This is a genomic window from uncultured Veillonella sp., from assembly GCF_915069625.1.
In the GTDB taxonomy this organism is placed as follows: Bacteria; Bacillota; Negativicutes; order Veillonellales; family Veillonellaceae; genus Veillonella.
Window position 1 is genome coordinate 1 of the sequence record NZ_CAJZFD010000152.1, and the last position, 4,986, is coordinate 4,986.

The following is a 4,986-nucleotide window of genomic DNA, read 5'->3' on the forward strand; positions in this document are numbered from 1 at the left end:
AGGAAATGGTTACATCTACACGCGTTATGCTTGGTAACTCTGGTAACTTAACAGACCCTAATAAAGCTGGTACTTATGCGTTGTCCATGCGTACACCAATCCTTACTAATCAAGAATTGGCGTCCATTAAGGCTCTTGACTGCCGCCGTATGAAGTCTGTTACATTGCCAATCCTTTTCGACCCAACTAAGGGTGCTGATGGTTTGCGCGATGCATTGAATGAATTGTGCGAAAAAGCAGAAGAAGCAGCACGTACAGACCAAAATGTATTGATTTTATCTGACCGTGGCGTTGATGAAAATCATGCACCAATTCCTGCATTGTTAGCTGTAGCAGCTGTTCATAATCACTTGATTAGAAAAGTATTGCGCACAGAAATTGGTCTTATCCTCGAATCTGGTGAGCCTCGCGAAGTACATCATTTCTGTACACTGATCGGTTATGGTGTAACCGCAATCAATCCATATGTAGCTCTTGAAACTGTACGTGATTTACAAGCCCATAAACGCCTTGGTGATATTACTCCTGAACAAGCAGAAAAGAACTACATCAAAGCGGCTGTGGGCGGTATCATGAAAGTTATGTCCAAAATGGGTATCTCCACAGTACGTTCTTATCAGGGTGCACAAATCTTTGAAGCCTTGGGATTGAATACTAACTTCATTAACAAGTTCTTTGTAAATACACCAACACGTATTGGCGGTATTGGTCTTGTAGGTGTTGCTAATGAAGCATTGGCTCGTTTTGACCGTGCTTTCAAATCTGATGAATCTGTACTTGAACCAGGTGGTTGGTATGGTCCTGTAAAAGATGGGGAAGAGCATTTATTCAACCCTAAAACAATTGAGCTTTTACAAGAATCCCTCATCAATGGCGACTATGCTAAATATAAAGAATACTCTAAAGCTATCCGCAACGATTACCACGTAACATTGCGTTCCTTGATGGAATTAAATTACCCTGTAGGTGGCGGCATTCCTATCGAAGAGGTTGAGCCTGAAGAATCCATCGTAAAACGCTTTAAAGCGGGTGCTATGAGTTATGGTGCCATCAGTAAAGAGGCTCATGAAGCGATTGCTATCGCTATGAACCGTCTTGGTTCTACATCTAACTCTGGTGAAGGCGGCGAAGACGTAGCTCGTTTCAAACCATTGCCAAATGGCGACAGCATGAATTCCGAAGTAAAACAAATTGCATCTGGTCGTTTCGGTGTAACTGCAAATTACCTCATTCATGCAAAAGAATTACAAATTAAATGTGCACAAGGTGCAAAACCAGGTGAAGGTGGCCAGTTACCAGGTAAAAAAGTATACCCTGAAATCGGGAAAGCTCGTCACTCCACTCCTGGCGTAGAGCTCGTATCTCCACCACCACACCATGATATTTACTCCATCGAAGACTTGGCTGAGTTGATTTATGACTTGAAATGCGTTAATAAAGACGCTCGTATTTCCGTTAAGTTAACATCTGAAGCTGGTGTTGGTACTATCGCTGCTGGTGTGGCAAAAGCAAAAGCAGATAATATCTTAATTTCTGGTTACGATGGTGGTACAGGTGCGGCAGGCCGTACATCTGTAAAACACGCTGGTGTGCCTTGGGAATTAGGCTTGTCTGAAACTCATCAAACATTGATGCTCAATAGATTACGTGACCGCGTTAAATTGGAAGTAGATTCCAAGTTGATGACTGGTTTCGACGTAGCCGTTGCTGCGATGCTTGGCGCTGAGTTATTCGGTTTCGGTACGTTGCCACTCGTTGCTGTAGGTTGTAAAATGGCTCGTGTATGTAACCTCAACACATGTCCTTACGGCGTTGCTACACAAGATGAAAAATTGCGTGCTCGTTTCTCAGGTAAACCTGAGTACGTAGAAAACTTGATGATCTTCATCGCTCGTGAATTGCGTGAAATCATGGCTCGCTTAGGTATACGTTCCGTAGCTGAGCTGGTAGGCCGTATCGACCTTGTTCGTCAAAAATCTCAAGACGATAACTTCAAATTGTCGCGCGTTGACCTTAAACGCGTATTGTTCCACCCATACATCGACGCATCTGTAGGTCATATGCATATGGTTGACCAAGATCACGAATTGGAACGCACATTGGATATGTCCAAGCTCTTACGTATGTGCCGTCCTGCTATTGAGGACCAAAAACCTATTCGCGCTAAATTGGCTATCAATAACATTAACCGTGTTGTAGGTACCTTGGTTGGTTCTGAGGTGACACGTCGTTATGGTGAAAGCGGCTTGCCAGATAACACAATCAAGTTGAACTTTGAAGGCTCTGCAGGCCAATCCTTCGGTGCTTTCATTCCTAAAGGCATGACATTAGAACTTGAAGGTGATGCGAACGATTACCTTGGTAAAGGCTTGTCCGGTGGTACAATCACTGTATATCCGCCTAAGAAATCCATTTTCGAAGCGGACGAAAACATCCTTATCGGTAACGTTGCCTTCTATGGTGCTACATCTGGTACAGCCTACATTAACGGTGTAGCTGGTGAACGTTTCGCTGTTCGTAACAGTGGTATCACTGCTGTTGTTGAAGGCTTAGGCGATCATGGTTGTGAATACATGACTGGTGGCGAAGTTCTTGTACTCGGTAAAATCGGCCGTAACTTCGCAGCAGGTATGTCCGGTGGCTATGCATACATCCTCGATTGCGACGAACGCTATGTAAACACAGGTCTCGTAGAATTACGTCCTGCTAATAATGATGACCTTAAACGCATTAAAGAATTGGTAGAACAACACGTATTACACACTAATTCCACTAAAGGCCGTCACATCCTTGAAAACTGGAATAACTTTGTAAACAGATTTACAAAAGTTGTACCTGTAGCATATGAAGAAATGCACGCTGCTATTGAACGCTATAAAGAACAAGGCTTATCCTTGGAAGAAGCTCAATTAGCTGCATTCAAAGAAAAATATGCAAAATAATAAATAGCATCTTTAACTTACAAATTAAGTGATTACTCTTAGACTATGCTAAAATGTAGGTAATTCGTCAATATAAAATGGCGTTAGGCTTATCTGAATTTAGTGATAAGGGTTTTGCCTAACGTAACAGTATTTTCCCACTGTTATGTTAGGCTTTTTTATTAGTCGGGGAGCGCTTATATGAATTCTAATAAAATTGAAACCGGAGCAATCATTTGTTTAGAGTCTTTACTTTGGGAATGTGCACATATTGATCATTCAATTTCAAGGAATGATAGAGGTTTATCTTGGGATGGTTTTATATATCTATGCTCTAGTAAAAATCAAAAAAAAGAAAATCTAGTTCACAAATGTGAAATTCAAGTTAAGGGGAAAGAAAAATTAGGGAAAAGTCGTTCTTATTCTGTTTCTATAGCGGACTTGAATAATTATAAAAATAATGGAGGCGTTATTTTTTTTGTTATTGATATTGAAACAAAAAAAGTATTTTATGCTGAATTATTACCTACTAAAATTGGACATATCTTGAAGAAGAAACTCAAAAAGAAACCACAAAAAACAATTAATATAAAACTTGAGGAATTTCCTAAGAATCCTTTTGTAATAGAAAATTTAGTAGATCAATTTTGTAAAGATAGAGATAAGCAATGGGCTTCAAAAGGTAAAATAATAAGCTTACAAGATGAAGTACTTAAGTTAAATGGGGATAGTTGTTTACAAGGTAAATTAAATTTAATTAAAGAAAAAAATTCTATATATTTATCTGATAAGTCTACTTATCTTTATAAGCATAATAAGGATGGCTCGATTCTTCCTCTGGATTTAGTAAAAATTGAAAAAATAAAGAAGACCGAAAAGCTGGATGTCTTTGTTGATAAAAAGTTGTGGAAGAATATATCAGTAGAAAGTGTAGTAACACAAAAAAATGAGCAGCCTTATTTGCTTCTAAATGATAATATTTATATTTATTATAATGAAGCTGTTAAAGAGCCATTAAGATTTATTCTTAGAGGTAAGGTATCTAACTTAAAAGTTTCTGGTGAGTTAATGAACCTTATTAATCAAGGTTGTGAGATTAAGCTAGGAAGTTGGGGCACATTTAAAATGTGTCCAGATGTAGAACAAAAAATCAATTTTAATGGTTTTTATAATGAATTGATGGCTTTAGTTAACGTTTTAGAATACTTTGGGCTTTCTGATATAGTTTCATATGAACAATTAACTGAAGATGATATAAACGTATTATTATGGATGAGTGATCGAGTTGGTAACTTGAACAATCTAACTAAAGAAGATATTACCGAAGTAACTCTTGATTTTTATCAGTTTAATTCGTTTAAAGCCGTTATATTAATTATTAAAGATTGTATGCAAAATACATGGGTTTTCAATCCATTTAGCCTTCCATTGGGGATAAGTAATAATGATAACTTAATATATCCATTTTTTATATTATTAGGAGAAACGGAGTTAGAATTTGCTAGTAATTTAAATTATGAAAGTATGTTGGAATGTATCACAACTTATACGTTCAAGACTGGGTGCAGTGAGGAGATTACAGAATTTATTTTACGTGCTTTATTGGTTGTAGACCGAACAAAAAATGAGCATTTATTAAAGGTTGTAATATGCTTAGCAAAACGGTTATATGAGTTTGAAAAAACAATAATTAATTTAATTAATTATTTACAATGTATTAGACGAGAGCGAGAGGTTACACAGGAAGAGGCTGATAGCATCTTGAACCTGTTTGAGGAAAATAAAGATAAAAATTTAATGTTTGAATGTGCAATAGCTTTAATTCTTAAGGATAAATATAAATATCATAGATGGTATAAGCAACTTGATTCTAAAGATAAAAAAGTCTTTGATTCTTATCCAATTAAATACTTAGAAAATTTGTTGTGAGAATGATGATATTTAATTAAGAGGCGAGTTTTAATAGAGGTTAAGTATGTATAAGGACGAATCCTTATACTACTTAATCTGATTGTACGCCGAATAGGCATGACTAAACCCCCAGTTAAACTGGGGGTCGGTAAAA

General features: G+C 37.2%; 2 protein-coding genes. Both read left to right on the forward strand.

Annotated elements, in window-relative coordinates; translation table 11 throughout:
- A partial coding sequence (gltB, locus tag QZ548_RS07860) for a glutamate synthase large subunit (protein ID WP_295869528.1) occupies positions 1-2,942 on the forward strand: 2,942 nt, incomplete at its 5' end.
- 180 nt (positions 2,943-3,122) lie between these two features.
- On the forward strand, positions 3,123-4,850 hold the full coding sequence (locus QZ548_RS07865) for a hypothetical protein (RefSeq protein ID WP_295869530.1): 1,728 nt from the start codon (positions 3,123-3,125) through the stop codon (positions 4,848-4,850).
- Positions 4,851-4,986 lie beyond the last annotated feature (136 nt).

Coding starts and splice junctions, on each gene's coding strand:
- QZ548_RS07865 (WP_295869530.1), top strand. CDS start 3,123: ATGAATTCTAATAAAATTGAAACCGGAGCAATCATTTGTTTAGAGTCT.